General features: G+C 69.2%; 13 protein-coding genes. 8 read left to right on the top strand and 5 right to left on the bottom strand.

Annotated features, from left to right (window positions below; translation table 11 throughout):
* The first annotated feature begins 19 nt into the window (after positions 1-19).
* On the top strand, positions 20-445 hold the full coding sequence (locus tag LG334_RS16040; RefSeq protein ID WP_404379578.1) for a PaaI family thioesterase: 426 nt from the start codon (positions 20-22) through the stop codon (positions 443-445).
* Here LG334_RS16040 and egtD read toward each other — a convergent pair.
* The 3 genes from egtD to LG334_RS16025 form a co-directional block, all read right to left on the bottom strand.
* Positions 442-1,449: an L-histidine N(alpha)-methyltransferase gene (gene egtD, locus LG334_RS16035; protein WP_404379577.1), complete on the bottom strand. Its 1,008-nt coding sequence runs from the start codon at positions 1,447-1,449 to the stop codon at positions 442-444. The two genes, LG334_RS16040 and egtD, sit on opposite strands and share 4 nt — an antisense overlap.
* Entirely contained in the window at positions 1,449-2,780 is a 1,332-nt protein-coding gene (gene egtB, locus LG334_RS16030) for an ergothioneine biosynthesis protein EgtB (RefSeq protein WP_404379575.1), read from the bottom strand. Before egtB ends, egtD begins: the two co-directional genes overlap by 1 nt.
* 85 nt (positions 2,781-2,865) lie before the next feature.
* Positions 2,866-4,107: a cysteine desulfurase-like protein gene (locus tag LG334_RS16025; RefSeq protein ID WP_404379573.1), complete on the bottom strand. Its 1,242-nt coding sequence runs from the start codon at positions 4,105-4,107 to the stop codon at positions 2,866-2,868.
* A 256-nt stretch (positions 4,108-4,363) separates the two neighbouring features.
* On the opposite strand from LG334_RS16025, the gene LG334_RS16020 reads away from it, so the two are divergent.
* The 5 genes from LG334_RS16020 (at position 4,364) to LG334_RS16000 (ending at position 11,508) form a co-directional block, all read left to right on the top strand.
* Positions 4,364-5,956, top strand: coding sequence for a S41 family peptidase (locus tag LG334_RS16020; RefSeq protein WP_404379572.1), 1,593 nt, complete (start codon positions 4,364-4,366; stop codon positions 5,954-5,956).
* Between the two features lie 363 nt (positions 5,957-6,319).
* Positions 6,320-7,738, top strand: a complete 1,419-nt coding sequence (locus LG334_RS16015) for a form I ribulose bisphosphate carboxylase large subunit (RefSeq protein ID WP_404379571.1) — start codon at positions 6,320-6,322, stop codon at positions 7,736-7,738.
* 37 nt (positions 7,739-7,775) lie between these two features.
* Complete coding sequence (locus LG334_RS16010) at positions 7,776-8,138, top strand: ribulose bisphosphate carboxylase small subunit (RefSeq protein WP_404379569.1); 363 nt, start codon at positions 7,776-7,778, stop codon at positions 8,136-8,138.
* Positions 8,139-8,205: 67 nt separating this feature from the next.
* Complete coding sequence (locus tag LG334_RS16005; protein WP_404379568.1) at positions 8,206-9,030, top strand: CbbQ/NirQ/NorQ/GpvN family protein; 825 nt, start codon at positions 8,206-8,208, stop codon at positions 9,028-9,030.
* Positions 9,031-9,174: 144 nt separating this feature from the next.
* On the top strand, positions 9,175-11,508 hold the full coding sequence (locus LG334_RS16000; RefSeq protein ID WP_404379566.1) for a nitric oxide reductase activation protein NorD: 2,334 nt from the start codon (positions 9,175-9,177) through the stop codon (positions 11,506-11,508).
* 13 nt (positions 11,509-11,521) lie between these two features.
* On the opposite strand, the gene LG334_RS15995 is transcribed toward LG334_RS16000, so the two are convergent.
* Positions 11,522-11,944: a response regulator gene (locus LG334_RS15995; protein WP_404379565.1), complete on the bottom strand. Its 423-nt coding sequence runs from the start codon at positions 11,942-11,944 to the stop codon at positions 11,522-11,524.
* Positions 11,941-13,812, bottom strand: coding sequence for an ATP-binding protein (locus LG334_RS15990; protein ID WP_404379563.1), 1,872 nt, complete (start codon positions 13,810-13,812; stop codon positions 11,941-11,943). The genes LG334_RS15995 and LG334_RS15990 overlap by 4 nt, the downstream gene beginning before the upstream one ends.
* A gap of 290 nt (positions 13,813-14,102) precedes the next feature.
* Between LG334_RS15990 and LG334_RS15985 the strand changes: the two genes are divergently transcribed.
* Together LG334_RS15985 and LG334_RS15980 are read left to right on the top strand one after the other, a co-directional pair.
* Positions 14,103-17,594 (top strand): pyruvate carboxylase, encoded by a 3,492-nt coding sequence (locus tag LG334_RS15985; protein ID WP_404379561.1) that lies wholly within the window; start codon positions 14,103-14,105, stop codon positions 17,592-17,594.
* Positions 17,595-17,688: 94 nt separating this feature from the next.
* Positions 17,689-18,615 (top strand): MBL fold metallo-hydrolase, encoded by a 927-nt coding sequence (locus tag LG334_RS15980; RefSeq protein ID WP_404379560.1) that lies wholly within the window; start codon positions 17,689-17,691, stop codon positions 18,613-18,615.
* Positions 18,616-18,775 lie beyond the last annotated feature (160 nt).

The raw sequence follows: 18,775 nt of genomic DNA, 5'->3' as shown, positions 1-18,775 counted from the left end.
ACAAGACAGGGAGACGTCCATGACCGGCCTTACCCGCGAGCAGACGGAAGAGATGAAGACCAGCCTGTTCGCGCCCTGGGTCCAGGACCTGAACCTGACCATCGAGCACGCCGGCGCCGACCGGGCGGTGGTCCGCATGCCCTTCAGCGAGCGCCTGACCCGCGTCGGCGGCACGGTGTGCGGTCAGGCGATCATGGCGCTGGCCGATACCTCCATGGTGTTCCTGATCTCCGGCGCCTTCGGGGAATTCCGGCCCATGACCACCGTCACCCAGACCACCAGCTTCATGCGCGCCATCGCGGAACGCGACGTCATCGCCGAAGCGCGTCTCCTGAAGCTGGGCCGCACCATGGCCTTCGGCGAGGTCACCATCCGGGCCGACGGCGACGCGGCGCCGGCCGGGCACGTCTCCAGCACCTATGCCATCATCCCGCAGAAGGGCTAAACCACGTCCAGGTAATGCAGGCTGAACAGGCCGTCGTCGTCCATCCAGGTCTTGCGGTGGGCGAAGCCGGCCTGTTCGGCCAGGGCCTTGAAGCCGTCCACCGTGTACTTGTAGCTGTTCTCGGTATGGATGGTTTCCGCCTCTGCGAAGGCGAAGGACCGGCCGCAGGCGTGCACCCGCTGGGCGTGGCGGCTGATCAGGTGCATCTCGATCCGGCTTTTGTCGGCGTTCCACACGGCGTCGTGGCGGAAGTGGCGCGGCTCGAAGCTGCCGCACAGTTCCCGGTTGATGCGGCTGAGCAGGTTCAGGTTGAAGGCCGCGGTGATGCCCTGGGCGTCGTTGTAGGCGGCGCGCAGCACATCGGCGTCCTTCACCAGGTCGACGCCGATCACCATGCCGCCGCCGGTGCCCAGTTGCCGCGCCGCCGTGCGCAGGAAGTCCAGGGCGTCGCGGGGCTCGAAGTTGCCGATGGTGGAGCCGGGGAAGAACCCCACCCGCCGCCGCCGCGCCGCGGCCGGGGGCAGGGTGATGGGCTTCGTGAAGTCGGCGCAGACGGCGGCCACCTCCACCCCCGGATGATCCTCGGCCAGCGACACGGCGCTTGCCAGCAGGTGCTCCCGCGAGATGTCGACGGGGATGAAGCCGCCCAGGTCCGGCGCTGCGTCCAGCAGCACGCGCACCTTGGTCAGGGACCCGCAGCCGAACTCCACCAGGCAGGCATCGGGGCCGAGCAGGGCGGCGATTTCGTCCGCGTGGGTGCGCAGCAGCCCCACCTCGGTCCGGGTCGGGTAGTATTCCGGCAGTTCGCAGATGGCATCGAACAGGCGCGAGCCGCGCTCGTCGTAGAAGTACTTGGGCGGGATCGCCTTGCGCGCCGCGCCCAGGCCCGTGATGACGTCGTGCTGGAAGGTGTCGGCGTCGTGGCCGTAGTCGATGAAATCCGCCAGCACCTCGGGAATGTCGGTTACTGTCGGGCTTACGGTGTCGAGGGTCTCGCGCGGCATCAGCAGTCCTCCGCCAGGCGCACGCCGCTGAAGGCCCAGCGTTCGTGCGGGTAGAAGAAGTTGCGGTAGGTGGGGCGCAGGTGGCCGGCGGGGGTGATGCAGCATCCGCCCCGCAGGACCATCTGGCTGCTCATGAACTTGCCGTTGTACTCGCCCAGCGTCCCGGCGGGCGGACGGTAGCCGGGGTAGGGGCGGTACGGGCTGCCGGTCCATTCCCACACGTCGCCGAACATCTGCACCGGCCCGGCGGCGGCGGCGGCGGCGGCGGGGCGCGGCGTCAGCGGATCGCGGGCGGGATCGGCGAGGAAATGCCCGTCCACCGGCAGGCCGGCGGCCACGGCTTCCCATTCCTCCTCCGTCGGCAGGCGGGCGCCGGCCCAGCGGGCGTAGGCGTCGGCTTCGTAGAACGAGACATGCACCACCGGCGCGGCCAGGTCGATGGGGCCGGTGCCTGTCAGCCCGTACTGCAGCCAGTCCCCGCCGTCGCTGTCGCGCACCCAGTATTCCGGGGCCTGCCAGCCTTCCGCCTGCACGGTCGCCCACCCGTCCATGAGCCACAGGTCCGGCCGCTCGTACCCGCCGTCGCGCATGAAGGCGAGCCATTCGCCGTTGGTGACGCAGCGCGACGCAAGGCGGAAGGGGCGCAGCAGGGCGTCGTGGCGCGGGCTCTCGTTGTCGAAGGCGAACTCCGGCGCCGCGTGGCCGATCCCGACGATGCCGCCGGGATGCTCGTGCCAGCGCAGCGGCGCCGCAGTTCCGGCGGGAGCCGGCGCCGCCTCGGCCGGGCGGTAGGCGGGGCGCAGCGGATTGCGCGAGAACAGGTCCTGGATGTCCATGAGGATCAGTTCCTGGTGCTGTTCCTCGTGCGCCAGGCCGACTTCCAGCACCGGCAGCATGGCCGCCCACCTGTCGGGCTCGGCAATGGCGATGAGGCGGTCCATGTCCGCGTCAATGGCGCGTCTGTACGCATACACGTCATCCAGCGGCGGACGGGTCAGCAGACCGCGCTCGGGGCGCGGCTGACGGGGGCCGGCGCCCCAGTAGTAGCTGTTGAATAGAAAGGGGAAATCGGGGTGGAAGGGCTTCCGCCTGGGAAAGACCTCGCGCAGGATGAAGGTCTCGAAGAACCAGGTCACATGCGCGATGTGCCACTTGGTTGGACTGCACTCGGTGCGCGGCTGCACCTGCATGTCTTCGGGGGACAGGCGGGCGGCCAGATCCTCCGTTCTTTTGCGGACCGCCGCATAGCGGGTGCGGAGGGTGTCCCGGTCGGTGGGCGCGGGCTCGGCAGGGTGCGCGGCCGGCGTCGCGGTCCGGTCGTCGTCCAACATCGGCGGAGGCCCCCTCTGCTGAAGATGTCGATGCCTCCTCAACGTCAGCCGGGACCCCAGGTTGCGCAAAACCTGCCGCTCCCGGTCATTTCATTGCGTCGTCAAGGGCACTGATGAGCCGGTCGATCTCGCCTGCCGTGTTGTAGTGGGCCATGGAGACGCGCACGACGCCGCCATTGCGGTCCGCGCCCAGCGCCGGGATCAGGCGCTTGGCATAGAAGTCGCCGAAGCGGATGCCGATGCCGTGGCGGTCCACCCGGCGCACGATGTCCTCGGACGTGCGGTTGCCGACGGTGAAGCTGATGGTCGGCACCCGGTCGCCGTTGCCGACGCGCGGCCGGCCCAGGATGCGAACGTCGGGACGGCCGCGCAGGTAGGACAGCAGCCGCTCCGACAGCCTGTCCTCGTGGGCGGTGAAGGCGTCGAAGGCGGCCGCCATCAGCGCGCGGTCGTCACCCGCCGCCCCGAGCGCCCGGCCGGTGTCCGTCAGATAATCCGCGATGCCGCCGCAGCCGTGGACCAGTTCGTAGTTCACGCTGCCGGGCTGCAGCTTTCCGGGCGCGTCCGTGATGAAATAGTGGTTGAGGCCGGGCAGGGCGTCCAGCAGGTCGCGGCCCGCCCACATCACCGCGTAGTGCGGCCCGAAGGTCTTGTAGAAGCTGAGTGCGTAGACGTCCGCGCCGCTCGCCTGCACGTCCACCAGCCGGTGCGGCGCATATCCGACGCCGTCCACGCACAGCCGCGCCCCGGCGGCGTGGACACGCCGCGCCACCTCCGCCACCGGCACGACGGTGCCCAGGATGTTGGAACAGTGCGTCACCGCCACCCAGGTGGTGCGGTCTGACAGCAGGGCTTCAAGGTCCTCCATCTCCAGGTCCATGGTGTCGCGGTTCACCCGCCACTCGCGGATTATCGCGCCCGCCCTTTCCAACCGGCGCCAGGGGCCGACGTTGGCCTCGTGGTCGACGTCGGTGACGATGATCTCGTCGCCCGGCCGCACCGAGGGCTCCAGCGCCTCGCCCAGCAGGTGAAGCAGCAGCGTCGTCGAGCCGCCCATGACCACCTCGTCGGGATGCGGCGCATTGAGCAGCCGCGCCACCGCCGCCTGCGCCGCGGCGACCTTCTCCGCCGCCTCCGCCGACGGTCGGTAGGAGGCGCCAAGCTGCACGCTGGTTGTCAGCAGGTAATCGGCAACGCGGTCGGCCACCCGCTTCAGCACCGCCGAGCCGCCGGCATTGTCCAGGAACACGAAATCCTGGGACAGCGCAGGGAACTCCCGGCGCAGGGCGTCGATGTCCAGGCCGCGGGCGGTGGTGGTGTGCCTCATACGAAGGTCTCCTTTGGCTTATGCTGCGCTGCAATGTAACATGGCTGCCATACAGGGTGCGCAAGGGCCGATCCCGCTCCTCGACACCAACGCGCGTCCCCGTTCCGGGAAGCTCGCCGAACGGTTACTTTTTGCAGCGGTGTCTTGAACTTTCGGGATCATCCTCTGTACCCTTCGAGGGAGGAAACTAGCCACAAGAGCTAGGCCAACGCGAGGGCGCGCAACGACGCCCCTCCCGAGGAGAGTAGAGCGAAAAATGGTCCGATCGTCCCTGATCGCGGGGCTGGCCCTGGGGCTGGCCGCCGTTCTGCCCGCCGGTGCGCCCGCAACCGCCGCCGCACCGGCTGCGGCCACGCCGGCTCCGGTGGCGCCCTTCGCCACGGAAGACGCCGACTTCGGCGAGACGGCCACCCTGTTGCGCCGTGGCTTCCAGGCCATCCACGACCGCGCCATCGAGCCGCGCACCATCCCCGAACTCGCATTGGCCGGGCTCGCCGGCCTGTCGACAATCGACCCTGCCGTGGCGGTGGCGGTCGAGGATGGAGCGGCGCTGCTGAGCGTCGACGGGCTCCAGGTTCTGGGGGCACCGCTGCCGGAGGGCGACGTTGCCCGCGCCTGGGCGGGCATGGTGGCCGTGGTCGCGCGCGAGATGCGCCATCACAGCCACGCGCTGGCGGCGGCGGGCCTGGAGGCCATTCACGAGGCCATCATCGACGCGGCGCTTGAAGGCATGGACGCCCACAGCCGCTATGATTCCCCCGAGGATGCCGAGAAGCAGCGTTCCCGCCGCAACGGCTTTTCCGGCATCGGCGTGCGCTATGTGCGCGACGGCGGGCCGATTCGCATCAAGGAGGTCATGGCCGAGGGCCCGTCGGATGGCATCCTGCGGCCCGGCGACCTGATCACCCACGCCGACGGTACAGCCCTGGCCGACCTGGAACTGGCCGAAATGAGCCGCCGCCTGCGCGGGCCGCGCCATACGGAAGTCGCCCTGACCGTCCTGCGTGCCGACGGACCGGCGCAGGACGTTACCATCGTGCGCGACAGGGTGGTGCCGCCCTCGGTGGAAGCGGAGGTGCGCGACGGCGTGGCGGTGGTGCGGGTGCGCCGCTTCAACGTCGCCACCACGGCGTCGGTCCGTGACGCCGTCCAGGACGCGCTGGCGGCCGAGCCCCGGCTGGCCGGTGCGGTGCTGGACCTGCGCGGGAATCCGGGCGGGCTGCTGGACCAGGCCTACGGCGTGGCGGACCTGTTCCTCGAAGGCGGGCCCATCGTCTCCACCCGCGGCCGGCATCCCGGCAGCATGCAGTCCTACACCGCCGGCCCCGGCGATCTGCTGAAGGGCCGCCCGCTGGTGGTGCTGGTGGACGGGCGCTCGGCCTCGTCGTCGGAAATCCTGGCCGCCGCGCTCAAGGACAGCGGCCGGGCCATGCTGGTGGGCACCAACAGCTACGGCAAGGGCACGGTCCAGACCATCGTCCGCCTGCCCAACCAGGGGGAGCTGAAGCTGACGTGGTCGCGCTTCCACAGCCCCGCCGGCTACGCCATCCAGGGCCTGGGCGTCATGCCGTCGCTCTGCCTGTCGGGCGTGGCGGAGCCGCTGGAGGAAACGGACGCCGGCGGCTTCATTCCCGCCGCGGCCAATACGGCCAGCATCGGCTCGCCAGTGGCAGAGGCGGTGGAGGCGCGCTGGGAGACGGTGCCGCTCGACGCCGAGGCGGAACGCAACTCCCTGCGCGGTGCCTGCGCGCGGGAGAACCGGACAGCCATGGGCACCGACATCGACGTGGCGCTGGAGCTGATCCGCGATGCCGGCCTCCAGACCCAGCACGCCACGCTGAAGCCCTGAGAGCCCAACCCGAAATTCCGGCGGGTCGGCTGGACGGCGCTTTTTTCGCCCGGCTGCGGTGCCAATCCTCGCCGATGCCGCCGGCATCGACTGCGTTTGGCGCCTGACCGAGCAAAAAATCCCTCGCCCACCCTCAGCCGCTGAGTTTCGGGTTGGGCTCCGAGAGGAACGGCACCACCCGCCGATGCCGCGAGGCCGGCGCCCCACCCGGGGTGCCGGCTTTCGCTTGCGAAAATGTATAAGTCCAGGCTTATGGATACCGCCACAACATCTAATTTTTCTTTATAGACCCGCTCCCGTACCGTCGAAGCCATCAGGGACGGGGCGCCGAGGCTCCGCGGCGCCATCACAGGGAGTGGAACGATGGGCAAGATGTTCACGGCCGGCGTGAAGCAGTACCGGGAAACGTACTGGGAGCCGCAATACATCCCCAAGGAAAGCGATTTCCTGGCGGTCTTCAAGATCACGCCGCAGCCGGGCGTCCCGCGCGAGGAAGCCGCCGCCGCCGTGGCGGCGGAAAGCTCCACCGGCACCTGGACGACGGTCTGGACCGACCTGCTGACCGACCTGGAATACTACAAGGGCCGCGCCTACGCCCTGGAGGACGTGCCCGGCGACGACGAAGCCTTCTACGCCTTCATCGCCTATCCCATGGGGCTGTTCGAGGAAGGCTCGGTGGTCAACGTCTTCACCTCGCTGGTGGGCAACGTGTTCGGCTTCAAGGCCGTCCGCGCGCTGCGGCTGGAGGACGTGCGCTTCCCGCTGTGGTTCGTCACCACCTGCGACGGTCCGCCGCACGGCATCCAGGTGGAGCGCGACAAGATGGACAAGTACGGCCGTCCGTTGCTGGGCTGCACCATCAAGCCCAAGCTGGGGCTGTCGGCCAAGAACTACGGCCGCGCCGTCTATGAGTGTCTGCGCGGCGGCCTGGACTTCACCAAGGATGACGAGAACGTCAACTCCCAGCCCTTCATGCGCTGGCGCGACCGCTTCGACTTCTGCCAGGAGGCCATCGAGAAGGCCGAAAAGGAGACAGGCGAGCGCAAGGGCCACTACCTTAACGTCACGGCGCCCAACATCGAGGAGATGTTCAAGCGCGCCGAGTACGCCAAGGAGATCGGCACGCCGATCATCATGAGCGACTACCTGACGGTCGGCTGGGCGGCGCATTCCAGCCTGGCGCGCTGGTGCCGCGACAACGGTCTGCTGCTGCACGTCCACCGCGCCATGCACGGCGTCATCGACCGCAACCCGCGCCACGGCATCAACTTCCGCATCCTGGCCAAGATGCTGCGCCTGCTGGGCGGCGACCACCTGCACTCGGGCACGGTCGTCGGCAAGCTGGAGGGCGACCGCGAGGCGACGCTGGGCTGGATCGACCAGATGCGCGACCGCTTCGTGCACGAGGACCGCTCGCGCGGCATCTTCTTCGATCAGGACTGGGGGCAGATGCCCGGCGTGCTGCCGGTGGCCTCGGGTGGCATCCACGTCTGGCACATGCCGGCCCTGGTGTCGATCTTCGGCGACGACGCGGTGCTGCAGTTCGGCGGCGGCACGCTGGGCCACCCCTGGGGCAACGCCGCGGGTGCTGCCGCCAACCGCGTGGCGCTGGAGGCGTGCGTCCAGGCCCGCAACGAGGGCCGCGACCTGGAGCGCGAGGGCAAGGACGTCCTCACCAATGCCGCGCAAGCCAGCCCCGAACTGAAGACGGCCATGGAGACCTGGAAGGAGATCAGGTTCGAGTTCGACACCGTCGACAAGCTCGACGTGGCGCACCGTTGATCGCTTTCCAGCCCCTCGAGTTTCGGAGATTTCAGCCATGACCAGCGCAGTCCAGGATTATCCCTCCCGCCTGTCCGATCCCGCCAGCCGCAAGCTGGGCACCTTCTCCTACCTGCCGCCGATGACGGCGGAGCAGATCCGCAAGCAGATCGAGTACATCGTCTCCAAGGGCTGGAACCCGGCCATCGAGCACACGGAGCCGAAGTACGCCACCGGCAACTACTGGTACATGTGGAAGCTGCCCATGTTCGGCGAGACCGACGTCAACGGCATCCTGGCCGAGATCGAGGCCTGCAAGGCGGCCAATCCCGGCAACCACGTGCGCCTCATCGGCTATGACAACATCCGCCAGAGCCAGGGCGCCAACATGCTGGTCCACCGCGCCCCCATCGAGGCGTGAGCGGCGGCCGCGCGACGCTCCGGCCCCGCGCGGCCTTTCCCCGCCGGTTTCACCAGGAGGGTCCGCCATGAATGCCCCCGTAACAGAGCTGTCCACCACCCAGCAATACATGCTGGCCGAGGAACCCTATTACCGCGCCGTCGATGCCGAGACGCGCGTCTACGAGGCAGCCTATGCCGCGCGGATGCCGGTGATGCTGAAAGGCCCGACCGGCTGCGGCAAGACGCGCTTCGTGGAATACATGGCCTGGCGACTTCGCAAGCCGCTCATCACGGTGGCCTGCAACGAGGACATGACGGCATCCGACCTTGTCGGCCGCTTCCTGCTGGATGCCAACGGCACCCGCTGGCAGGACGGGCCGCTGACCATCGCCGCCCGCATCGGCGCCATCTGCTATCTGGACGAGGTGGTGGAGGCGCGCCAGGACACCATGGTCGTCATCCACGCCCTGACCGACCACCGCCGCGTCCTGCCGCTGGAAAAGCGGGGCGAGCAGGTGGCGGCGCATCCCGACTTCCAGATGGTCATCAGCTACAACCCCGGCTACCAGAGCCTGATGAAGGACCTGAAGCAGTCCACCAAGCAGCGCTTCGGGGCCATGGTCTTCGACTATCCGCCGGCCGACGTGGAGGCGGAGATCGTCGCCCATGAGTCGGGCGTCGCCGCCGATGTGGCGCGCAAGCTGGTCCAGGTGGCCGAGCGCAGCCGCAACCTCAAGGGCCACGGGCTCGACGAGGGCATGTCGACCCGCCTGCTGGTCCACGCCGGGCAGCTCATCACGCGCGGCATCCCGGCCACCGATGCCTGCCGCATGACGCTGGTGCGCCCGCTGACGGACGACCCCGACATGCTGGACACGCTCGATTCCGCCATCGACACCGTCTTCGGGTGATACCGGGCGACACGAGTAGTCGTACACTCGTCGCCCGGCAAGGCCGACCGGCCGCCGCGCCTTGTGGCGCGTGAGGCTGCGTGCCGACTGAACGCAGCATCGAGGATTTCAATCGTCGATGCGTACGAGAACGCGAGGCCCGCCATGACCGCCGACGACCTGGAAGACCTGCGCACCGCCGCGCCCGACCTGGCCGGCACGCTGGACGCCACAGTGCACGAGGCATCCCGCATCTTTTCTCCCGCCGGCCTGACCGCCTGGCTGGACGGCGCCCGCGCGCTGGCCGGGCTGGGGCGGGGATCGGAGCTGGTCGCCACCTACATGGAGGCCATGCCCCAGGTGGCGCGGGAGTGCGGCGAGGACGTGGTGCCCGACTGCGTGACGGCGGTCATGAAGCTGTCCTCCATGACCTCCGGCGAGGTTCTGACGCTGGTCTTCGCGACGCTGCCCTCGGCGGCGGCGCGCATGGCGGACGCGGACCTGCTGCGCGGCTACCTCGCATTGCTACATCGCCTGTCGGCCAAGGCGCCGCGCGGGCTGCGGCCCATGCTGGAAAACCTGGACGAGTTGCTGGGCAAGCTCACGCTGTCCGGCCTGCGCCGCTGGGCGGATTTCGGCGCCGAGGCCTACGGGCGGGACCTGACGCGGCAGGCGGCCTACTTCGGCCTCCAGAGCGAGGACAGCAAGGCCGTGTTGCAGGCAGAAAGGCGCGGAACGCTGTTCGTCGACAGCCAGCGCAGGCTCAACTTCACTCTCATGGCTTTCTGGGCGCGCGCCTTCTTCCTGCGGCCGGCGGCGGCCGATACGCCGGGCTTCCGCCCCTTCATCGAGGACCGCGCCCTGCACCTGCCCGATGCGGTGGATGCCGTGGGCGAGGTGTCGGGCATCGACGTCTACCGCGCCATGGCCGCGCACATGGCCGCCCAGATCGTCCACACGCCCGCCCCGCCGCCCGGCCGCGACCTGGCGCCGGCGGCGCGGTTCCTGGTGGGATATTTCGAGGACGCGCGGGTGGAGGCGGCGGCGGCGCGGGAGTTTCCGGGCCTCAAGCGCCTGTGGCTGTCGCTCATGCCCGCCGCCGGCACGCCGCATCCGGAGCACGACACCATGCCGCTGCTGGAGCGCCTGGCGGTGGCGCTGCTGGACCCGGAGGCGCACACGGGGGATGCGCCGGTGGACGCCATCGCCGACCGCTTCCACGGCGCCGCCGAACAGACGCCGGACCTGTCGCAAGACCTGGCGGTGGCGCTGTTCGACCTGCTGACCGAGCGCAAGGCCTTGCCGTCGCTGCGCATTCTGGAGACCCTGCGCATTCCGTATCGCGACGACAACCGCTTCCTCTGGGCGACGGATGCGGTGGATTGGCGGGACGCGACGGCCTGGGTGCCTGATCGCAAGGACCAGGTGCGCCGGCGCGTCGGGCTGATGGAGTTCATCAACGAGGTGGACACCGAAACCGCCGGCGACGACGCCCAGGAAATCTGGACGCTGGACGGCGAGTTGTTCCCCTACGAGGACGACGGCGTCTCCTACAACGCGAGGGAGGGCCGCGAGCCCGTCTCCGACCCCGTGCACTACCCGGAATGGGACTACCAGGTGCAGCTCTACCGCCCCAACTGGACGACGGTGACGGAACGTCGCCAGCCGCGCGGCGACCCGGCGACCATCGACGCCTTACTGACGGCCCACAAGGGCGTGACCCACCGCATCCGCCAGATCGTCGACCGCCTGCGGCCCCAGGGCATCGTGCGGCAACGGCGGCTGGAGGATGGCGATGACCTGGACATTAACGCCGCCGTGGACGCCATGGTGATGCTGCGCCTCGGCCGCGACCCGGACCCGCGCATCACCCAGCGCTGGGTCATCAACCGGCGCGATCTCTGCGCCCTGGTGCTGCTGGACCTGTCGGAGTCCACCAACGACCCCGTGCGCGGGGAGGAGGACGGCGAGGGCAGGGAGGGGCGCACGGTGCTGGACCTGACGCGCGAGGCCTGTGCGCTGGTGGCGACGGCGGTGGACGGCATCGGTGACCCCTTCGCCATTCACGGCTTCGCCTCCGACGGTCGGCACGACGTGCGGTACACCCGCTTCAAGGACTTCGACCAGCCCTTCGAGGTCGAGGCCAAGAGCCGTCTGGCGGGGATGCGCGGGGGGCTCTCCACCCGCATGGGTGCGGCCATGCGTCACGCAGGGCGACACCTGCGCCGGCGTGCGGAAAAGCACAAGCTGCTGTTGGTGCTGACGGACGGAGAGCCCGCCGACATTGACGAGCGCGACCCGCAATACCTGCGCCACGACGCCCGCAATGCGGTGGAGGACCTGCGGGCGGCGGGCATCGCGCCCTACTGCCTGAGCCTGGACCCGCTGGCCGACCAGTACGTCGCACGCATCTTCGGCGGCAACGCCTACACCGTGGTGGACCACGTCCAGCGCCTGCCGGAAAAGCTGCCGACGCTGTTCGCGGCGCTGACGCGCTGAGGCAGCACTTGCGTCAGATGGCGGCCGGCCGGCGCACGAAGCTGTTGAGCCAGAAGGTGGACAGCTGGGTCATGATGTCGATCAGGTCGTCGATGGTGATGGGCTTGACCATGTAGGCGTTGGCGAAGTGCCGGTAGCTTTCCATCACGTCCGCCTCGGCCTCCGACGTGGTCAGGATGACCACCGGGATGTGGCGCCACGCCTCGTTTCCCTTGATCTCACGCAGCGCCTCGCGGCCGTCCATGCGCGGCATGTTCAGGTCCAGCAGGATCAGGTCGGGCTCGGGCTTGTCGCTGCGCAGGTATTCCAGGCATTCCTCGCCGTCGCGCGCCCATTCCAGGGTCACCCGCGGATCGGCTTCCTTCAGGGCCTCGCGGGTCAATTCCGCGTCGTCCCGGTTGTCCTCGACCAGAAGGAACAGGGGCTGGGCGTTCATGCGGCGGCAACTCCGTCTTGAGAGGTCGATCCGGGCTCGGCGCCGCTGCCGGGGGCGGAGCCGTCTGCGGGTGGACGGGCGCACAGGGTGAAACGGACGTCGCAGCCCCGCTCGGCATCGGCGGAAATCCACATACGGCCCCCGTGCAACTCGGCAATGCGGCGGGCCATGGGCAGGCCGACACCACTGCCGGGGGAATTATCGCGTCCTTTCAACGTCTTGAACAGATGGAAAACGGCTTCCCGGTCGCGCGGGGGGATGCCGGGGCCGTCATCGCGCACCGAGATCTCCCACACCGCGCCGCGGCGCTGGGCCGAGACGGCGATCATCGGCGGCTTTTCGGCGTCGGCCTCGCGGCCGTGGGTGGCCGCGTTCTCCATCAACTGGTCCATCAGCCGCTGCAACTGACGCGGATCGCCCGCCACAACGGGCAGCCGCCCGATACGGATGTCGGCATCGGGATGGTGCAGGGCCGCGCGGCGGGCGACGGTTTCCATGTCCACGGACTCGCGACGGCGCTCGCCGCTGTCCATCACCGCGTAGTCCATCAGTTCCTTGAACATGATCCGCATGCGCTCGGCGGCGGCGACGATCCGGCCCATGTAGCCCTGCGCCGTCTCGTCCTCGGCCACGACGGGGCCGAGGCGCTTTTCCAGGAGGCGCGTGAAGCCGCCGATGGCGCGCAGGGGCTCCTGCAGGTCGTGGGCGGCGATGTAGGCGAAGCGCGCCGTCTCGGCCCGCGCGCGGGTCATGTCTTCCAGCGCGTTGCGCAGGGACCGCTCGCGCGCGCCCAGGTCGGCGGCCATGCCGTCCAGATCGCGGCCGAGTGCCGACAGGCCGCTGTTGTCGCCCCAGATGTCCGCCTGGCCGTCGTAGTTGCCGCGCGCGTAGCCCCGCGCGGTGTCCGACAGGTGGTCCAGGCGCTTGAGCACCAGGTGGTTGACGATCAGGTATACGGTGCCGAGCGACACCGCCGCCAGCGCGGCGAAGGCCAGCAGCCACCATTGCGCCAGCCGATCGACCGAGCCGAGTGCGGCGGCGGCGGAGCGCTCCACCGTCACCACGGCACCGCTGGGCAGGCCCCCGACCTGGTGAACCGACAGGAAACCCTCGCCACGGTGTCGGGCGGTCTCGTGGTCCGGGTCGGGGTGGGTCTTGAGGGCAAGGGCGGTGGTGGCAAGCCGCAGGTCCGCCGGCGAGACGCGAAAGCCCGGCGGCCGCTCGGGGTCCGAGGAGGCCAGCACCAGGCCGTCGCGCGCCATCACCGTCACCCGAGTGCCGTCGGGCAGGGGGCGACGCTCCAGCATATGCTGCAGCCAGTCCAGGCTGAGGCCGGTGTTCAGCGTGCCGATCACCTGCCGCCGCGTCAGCACGGCCTGCGCCCCCGGGGCCAGGCCGGCCGCATCCTCGCGCGGGCCGAACAGGGGGTGGGACAGGACGATGACCGGCTTTCCGGTCAGCAGGCCCGTCTTGAAATCGCTCAGGCCCAGGCCCCCGCTGGCGAAGGCGGCCTGAATGTTCTCCGACCCGCTGACGTCCACCGGCTCGGGCAGGGGGCCGGAACTGCACACCACATGGCGCGTGGCGTCGACGACGGAGAAGTTGGTGTAATGCGGTTGGCCCGCATGGATGCCGACCAGCGCACTGGCGCAGCCGTCGGCGTAGGGGCTGGACAACTGCGGCAGGGTCGACAGGCTCTCCAGCAGGCGTGCGGCGGTGGTCAGCTCCAGCTCCAGCCGGTCGCCGATGTGCCGGGCGATGCCGTCGAGCGAGACGTGTTCGTGCGATTCCAGAACCGCGCGCTGCTCGCCCATGTGCAGCGCCTGGAAGGCCGCCAGTGGCGCCAGCACCGCCGCAACAAGCAGCATGAGCCAGCGTCGTTCGGCCCCGAGATGAAAACGGGTGCCGCGCCTGTTCACCTGTTCGTTTCCCCCACACCTTTCCCCCGACGGCAGTGTGACTCTTCACGGGCGCGAGAGGAACCCGGAATTTTTCATGGTCGTGCGGCTTTGGCGCAAGGAACGCTCCGCCCTTGGTCGCAGGCGCCACTTGACGCAGCCGGGGCGGGGCCAGATGTGCTACAAAGCCCGACAATCGAACGACGTCGCCGTGCCGCTGTGCCGTCCGCCCCCACCCCAGACGCGAGGATCGACGCTCCATGACCGACGCCCCGTCCGCCGCTCACGCCGCCGCCGCGCCCCGCCCCTTCAAGCGCCTGCTGGTCGCCAACCGCGGCGAGATCGCCATCCGCGTCTTCCGCGCCGCCACCGAGCTTGGCATCGGCACCGTCGCCATCTACGCCCACGAGGACCGCCTGGGCCTGCACCGCTTCAAGGCCGACGAAAGCTATCTGGTGGGCGAGGGCAAAGGGCCTGTGCTTGCCTACCTGGACATCGACGACATCCTGCGCATCGCCAAGGAAGCCAAGGTGGACGCCATCCACCCCGGCTACGGATTCCTGTCGGAGAACCCCGATTTCGCCGACGCCTGTGCCGCGGCCGGCATCACCTTCATCGGCCCCGACCCCGGCGTCATGCGCAGCCTGGGCAACAAGGTTTCCGCCCGCACGCTGGCGGAGGAGGCCGGGGTGCCTGTCGTGCCCGCCACGCCCGCGCTGCCCGACGACATGGACGAATGCGCGAAACTGGCGGAGGCTGTCGGTTATCCGCTCATGCTGAAGGCCAGTTGGGGCGGTGGCGGCCGCGGAATGCGCGTGGTGGAAAGCGCCGAGGAGCTTCCCCGCCGCGTCACCGAGGCAAAGCGCGAGGCCAAGGCCGCCTTCGGCAACGACGAGGTGTACCTGGAAAAGCTCGTCCGCCGCGCCCGCCATGTGGAGGTGCAGGTGCTGGGCGACACCCACGGCACCACCGTGCACCTGTTCGAGCGGGATTGCTCCGTCCAGCGCCGCAATCAGAAGGTCGTGGAGCGCGCGCCCGCGCCCTACCTGTCGCCCGAGCAGCGCAAGGACCTGTGCGCCGCCGGCCTGCGGCTGGTGCGGCATTGCGGCTATTCCGGCGCCGGCACGGTGGAATTCCTGATGGACGCCGAGACCGGCGCCTTCTACTTCATCGAGGTCAACCCCCGCGTCCAGGTGGAACACACGGTCACCGAGCAGGTCACCGGCATCGACATCGTCAAGGCCCAGATCCTCATCGCCCAGGGTGCCCGCATCGGCGTGCCCGAGGAAAGCGGCGTGCCGGCGCAAGAGGACATCCGCCTGAACGGCCACGCTTTGCAATGCCGCGTCACCACCGAGGACCCGGACCAGAACTTCATCCCCGACTACGGCCGCATCACCGCCTATCGCGGGGCGACGGGCTTCGGCATCCGGCTGGACGGCGGCACGGCCTATTCCGGCGCCGTCATCACCCGCTACTACGACAGCCTGCTGGAGAAGGTCACCGCCTGGGGGCCGACGCCGGTGGAGGCCGCCAAGCGCATGGACCGCGCGCTGCGGGAGTTCCGTATCCGCGGCGTCGCCACCAACCTGCCGTTCCTGGAAGCCGTGGTCATGCACCCCACCTTCCTGGCCGGCGAGGTGACGACGCGCTTCATCGACGAAACGCCCGAGCTACTGGAGCATCCCGCCCGGCGCGACCGCGCGACCAAGCTGCTCAAGTTCATCGGCGAGGTCATCGTCAACGGCAACCCCGAGATGAAGGGCCGCAAGCTGCCCGACACCATCCCGCCGCAGCCGCACGCTCCGGTGCCGGGCCCCGATCTGCCGCAGGAGCCGCCGGCCGGCACCAAGCAGTTGCTCGATGAGATGGGACCGGAAAAGTTCGCCGAGTGGATGAAGGCGGAAACTCGCCTGCTGGTCACCGACACCACCCTGCGCGATGCCCACCAGTCGCTTCTGGCGACCCGCATGCGCAGCTTCGAGATGATGGACGCCGCCCCCCTGTACGCGCGCGGCCTGCCGCAACTGTTCAGCCTGGAGTGCTGGGGCGGGGCGACCTTCGACGTCTCCATGCGCTTCCTCCAGGAAGACCCGTGGGAGCGCCTGCGGGAAATCCGCCGGCTCGTGCCCAATATCCTCCTTCAAATGCTGCTGCGCGCCTCCAATGCCGTCGGCTACACCAACTATCCGGACAACGTGGTGCGCCACTTCGTCCATCAGGCGGCGGACAACGGCATCGACGTCTTCCGCGTCTTCGACAGCCTGAACTGGACGGAGAACATGGGTGTCGCCATGGATGCCGTGCGCGAAACGGGCAAGATCTGCGAGGCCGCCGTCTGCTACACGGGCGACATCGACGACCCGGCCCGCCACAAGTACGACCTGAAATACTACGTCGACATCGCCAAGGAGCTGGAGCGCATGGGCGCCCATGTGCTGGGCATCAAGGACATGGCCGGCGTCTGCAAGCCCTTCGCCGCCCGCAAGCTGGTGTCGACGCTGAAGCAGGAGGTCGGCATCCCCATCCACTTCCACATGCACGATACCTCGGGCTTCGGCGCGGCGTCGCTCATGGCGGCGGCAGAAGCGGGGGTGGATGCGCTGGACGGCGCCATCGACAGCATGTCCGGCCTGACCAGCCAGCCAAACCTGGGCTCGCTCGCGGCCTGCTTCCGGGGGCACGCGCGCGACACCGGCCTGCCGGCCCCCGTGCTGCGCCAGATGAGCACCTACTGGGAGCAGGCGCGCCGCCTCTACTGGCCGTTCGAGAGCGACATCCGCTCCGGCACGTCCGACGTCTACCGCCACGAGATGCCGGGCGGCCAATACACCAACCTGCGCGAACAGGCGCGGTCCTTGGGCATCGGCGACGACCGCTGGCCCGAGGTCTCCCGCGCCTATGCCGAGGTCAACGAGATGTTCGGCGACATCGTCAAGGTCACCCCTACCTCCAAGGTGGTCGGCGACATGGCGCTGACCATGGTCACCGGCGGCCTGACGCGCGAGGACGTGCTTAGCCCCGAGAAGGACATCAGCTTCCCCGACAGCGTGATCTCGCTGTTCCGGGGCGACCTTGGCCATCCGCCGGGCGGCTTCCCGAAAGAGCTTCAGAAGAAGGTCCTGAAGGACGAGGCCCCGCGCCACGACCGACCGGGTGCGGAGCTTCCGCCGGTGGACCTGGACGCCGAGCGCGCCAAGCTGGAGGAGGGCGCGACGGAGGCCGACCTGGCTTCGCGCCTCATGTACCCGCAGGTCTACGACACTTTCGCCGCCCATCGGGAAGAGTTCGGTGATACCAGCGTGCTGCCGACGGAGGTCTTCTTCTACGGCATGGGCACCGGGCAGGAAGTGTCGGTGAACCTGGAGCCCGGCAAGACGCTGGTCATCCGCTGTCAGGCGGTCGGCGAATTGCACGAGGACGGCTCTCGGCTGGTGTTCTTCGAGTTGAACGGTCAGCCGCGCACGGTGCGGGTGAAAGAGGCCGGCAAGGGCGACGCCACCGCCCGGCCCAAGGCCGACGAGAACAACCCCGGCCACCTCGCCGCGCCCATGCCGGGGCTGGTGTCCACCGTCGCGGTCTCGGCCGGCCAGAAGGTGACGCCGGGCGACCTGCTGGTGACGCTGGAAGCCATGAAGATGGAAACCAGCCTGCACGCCGAGGTCTCGGGCACGGTCGAGAAGGTCGTCGCCGGCGCCGGATCGCAGGTGGAGGCCAAGGACCTGCTGCTGGTCATCGACGTGGAGGAGTGACCGGGCCATCTAATATCAGAAAATACGGATATAGCAGGCCGTTTCCGCTACACTGTCTCCTCTCATCGACAAGAACGATACGGGGAGGCTTGGCATGACAGGCTTGCGAAACACCATCATCGGTGCCGCGCTTGCGGCCGGCGTTCTGCTGACGACGCCGGCCGCCGCGCTGGACGTGGAGGAGGTGGCCGAGGGCGTCTATGCGCTCGTCGGCCCCTTGGAGCAGCGCTCGCCCGAAAACCTGGGCAACAACGCCACCTTCGGCGCCATCGTCACCGACGACGGCGTGGTGCTGATCGACAGCGGCGGCAGCGCCGCCGGCGCCGAGGAAATCGCCGACGCCGTGGCGACCGTGACCGACAAGCCGGTGACGACCGTCATCAACACCGGCGGCCAGGATCACCGCTGGTTCGGCAACGCCTGGTTCCAGACGCGCGGCGCGACCGTCATCGCGTCGGAGGCCGCCGTCGCCGACCAGCGCGACCGGTCCGATGCGCAGTACGCCACCATGCGCCGGCTGATCGGCGAGGACGTCATCGCGGGCACCGACCTGTCGCACGCCGACGCCACGTTCTCCGACACGCTGGAGACGACGGTCGGCGGCGTTCCGCTGGTGCTCCATCACGCCGGTCCCGCGCACACGCCGGGCGATGCGTTCGTCTGGCTGCCGGAACAGCGGGTGCTGTTTTCCGGCGACATCGTCTACATGGACCGCATGCTGGGCGTCGGACCGCAGTCGGACTCGCGCAGTTGGCTGGAAGCCTTCGACGCCCTGGCCGCGCACGATCCGGCGGTGATCGTTCCCGGCCACGGCGCGCCCGGCGATCTGGCGAAGGCGACCCGACAGACGCGCGACTACCTCGCTCACCTGCGCGAGCAGGTCGGCACGGTGCTGGAGGAGGGCGGGGATGCGAACGCCGCCGTCGCCGTCGACCAGAGCGACTGGTCCCATCTTGCCGTGGCGGACGAGATTGGCGGCCGCAATGCCCAGCAGGTCTACATGCAGATGGAGTGGGAATAGGGGACACTGCGACTCCATCCAGCGCGGGCGGTGCCTCTTTTCCCTGCCCGTGCCTCTACCCCCTTCGGCCGCGAAGGCCTTGAGGCACCTGCGTTTCCAGGCCTGTGGAAGCCTCGCCGTCAGGGGTAATTGACGCTGGACACGACTGCCGGGTGAAATG

The organism is Caenispirillum salinarum, assembly GCF_044803115.1.
Lineage (GTDB): Bacteria > Pseudomonadota > Alphaproteobacteria > Rhodospirillales > Rhodospirillaceae > Caenispirillum > Caenispirillum salinarum_A.
This window is presented reverse-complemented; position numbering and strand designations above follow the sequence as displayed.